General features: G+C 56.7%; 2 protein-coding genes. Both read right to left on the bottom strand.

What is annotated here, in order from left to right; all coding sequences use genetic code 11:
• The coding region (istB, locus tag RCH09_RS19520; RefSeq protein ID WP_326942807.1) for an IS21-like element helper ATPase IstB at positions 1–808 on the bottom strand (808 nt) is incomplete at its 3' end.
• Positions 798–2,309, bottom strand: a complete 1,512-nt coding sequence (gene istA / locus RCH09_RS19515) for an IS21 family transposase (protein WP_326942806.1) — start codon at positions 2,307–2,309, stop codon at positions 798–800. The genes istB and istA, both read right to left, overlap by 11 nt.
• Between the last annotated feature and the right edge of the window lie 114 nt (positions 2,310–2,423).

The following is a 2,423-nucleotide window of genomic DNA, read 5'->3' as shown; positions in this document are numbered from 1 at the left end:
CCGCGTCTGTGGATAAGTCTTCTGGTCTGGTTCCTGGATCTCCTTTCTTCGTTGGTTTTTTGGTAGGTGGCTTGCGACTCGATTCGCTGTGCCGGAAGCGCCATGAATCGTTACCGGTTTCGACGATATGACAATGGTGAGTCAGACGATCGAGTAAGGCCGTCGTCATCTTGGCATCTCCGAAGACCGATGGCCATTCTGCAAAGCCAAGGTTGGTGGTGATCGCCACGCTGGTGCGCTCGTACAGCTTCGACAGCAAATGGAAGAGCAGCGCACCTCCTGCCTGACTGAACGGCAGATAGCCAAGTTCATCGAGAATCACCAGGTCGACATACATCAATCGGTGCGCGATCTGACCTTGTTTGCCGGCTGCTTTCTCTAACTCCAGTGCGTTGACGAGTTCAACCGTGGAGAAGAAACGCACACGCTTGCCATGCTGGCCGATTGCCTCAACGCCCAGTGCAGTCGCAAGATGCGTCTTGCCGGTGCCTGGTCCACCGATGAAGACCAGGTTGTGTGCGGCGTCCAGAAACGACAGCGTGTACAACTCCCGCACCAGACTCTCATCGACCTTCGCTTCGGTAAAATCAAATCCTTGCAAGTCACGATGGGCAGGAAAGCGGGCTGCCGTCATTTGATAGGCAACCGAGCGGACCTCGCGTTCTGCGCTCTCCGAGCGTAGCAGTTGGGTCATGAAACTGACCGGATCGAATTCAGCCAGGCGGGTCTGTCCCACCATTTCCGGCCAGCTTTGGGCCATGCCGTGCAGCTTGAGTTCTTTCAGGTGGCGGATGATTTCATGCGACATCGTTGGCCTCCGGGGTAATGACACGCAGTCGTTCGTACCGTGCCACATTGGCGACCGGCTCTTCGTTCAACACCATCGGCGTGGTGATGATGTCCTGATCAATGACGGATTCTTTCAGTCGACCAAGGATATTCATGACGTGTTCGCCGCTGGGACGACCGGATTCCAGCGCACATTCGACTGCCACCAAGACCGTGTCCAGACCGTGCAGCGGAATTGACGACAGAACTTGCGCCATGATCCGGTCGCCACCCGGATGCTTGAGCAGATGTCGCTGCAAGAGTTGCAGCGCCGGTGGCATCGTCAGAAATGGCGCACCGTTACGCAATGCGCCGGGCTTCTGAACAATCAACGCAATGTAGTGCTGCCAGTCATAGAACGTCTGATGACGATCGAAGCAGCGGCTATGTCGGGCAATCTCTTCATCATCAGCCACCACAACCAATTGGTCTGGATAGATATGCAGACTCACGACCCTATGGGCATGAGATGTGGGCACGCTGTAGCGGTTGCGCTGGAAGTGGATCAGACTCGTTGCTGACACGCGAACCGGTTGCGCAACGTAGCCATCAAATGCCCTGGGCATCGGCATCAAGTGCACGCGCTCATCCTGCAAGACATCGGCCACTGTCATCGCTGGCCATTCCGGATGGGCCATGGTGTCCCACGACTGCTGGCAACGTTCACTCAGTGCTGCATTTAAATCGCTCAGTGAGTTCCAACGTTGGTCACGTAGCTCCGCCCATACCTGCCGGCGACGGTCCTGAACGTTCTTCTCGACGATGCCTTTCTCCCAGCCAGAGGCGACATTGCAGAAGTCGGGCTCAAACAGATAATGGCCACACATGGCGAGAAAGCGGGCGTTGACGACGCGTGCCTTACCCCGCTGGACACGATCGACTGCGGTCTTCATATTGTCGTAAATGCCGCGTCGAGGGATGCCACCGAAAGCCTCGAATGACCGCGTGTGCGCGTCAAACAGCATCTCGTGGCTCTGGGCAGGATAAGCCACCAGCCAGAACGCCCGGCTACAGGCCAGCTTGCAATGTGAGACTTCCAGCCGTCGCCGCAGACCGCCGATCCAGGCGTACTCGCAACTCCAGTCGAACTGAAATGCTTCGCCGTGGCCGAACGTCAATGGCACGAAGGCACTCCGGTACGGAGCATCGCCTAATTCCTGGCGCAGCTTGCGCACTCGTACGCAGGCACGAACGTAGCTGCCGACGTAGCCTTGCGCTTTGATCGCCTCGAACATGATCTTCGCTGTGCGGCGATCCCGCTTGGGTCGATGGCTGTCCGTTTCGAGCCAACTGCGTAGCTGATCTGAATAGGGGTCGACGACGCTCACAACGCGCCGCTCGGGATATTTCGGCTCGCCCATTTCCGGCGACTTCAACCACTGCCGGACCGTGTTACGCGAAAGGTTCGTGCGTCTGGCGATCTCGCGGATCGACAACTTCTCGCGGATATACATCCGCCTGATCTTGGCTAACATGCCCACTGTGATCACTCCTTGTCTCCCTGCTTAATAATTAAGCAGGTGATTCAATCACGTGGGTCAAATTTGGATGAAATTTATTGCCCGAAGTGGGTCAATTCTGGGCGATCGTCAACA

The organism is Actimicrobium sp. GrIS 1.19 (assembly GCF_035984655.1).
In the GTDB taxonomy this organism is placed as follows: domain Bacteria; phylum Pseudomonadota; class Gammaproteobacteria; order Burkholderiales; family Burkholderiaceae_D; genus Actimicrobium.
Note: the sequence above shows the minus strand (reverse complement) of the source record. Positions and strands in the feature narration are given on the sequence as shown.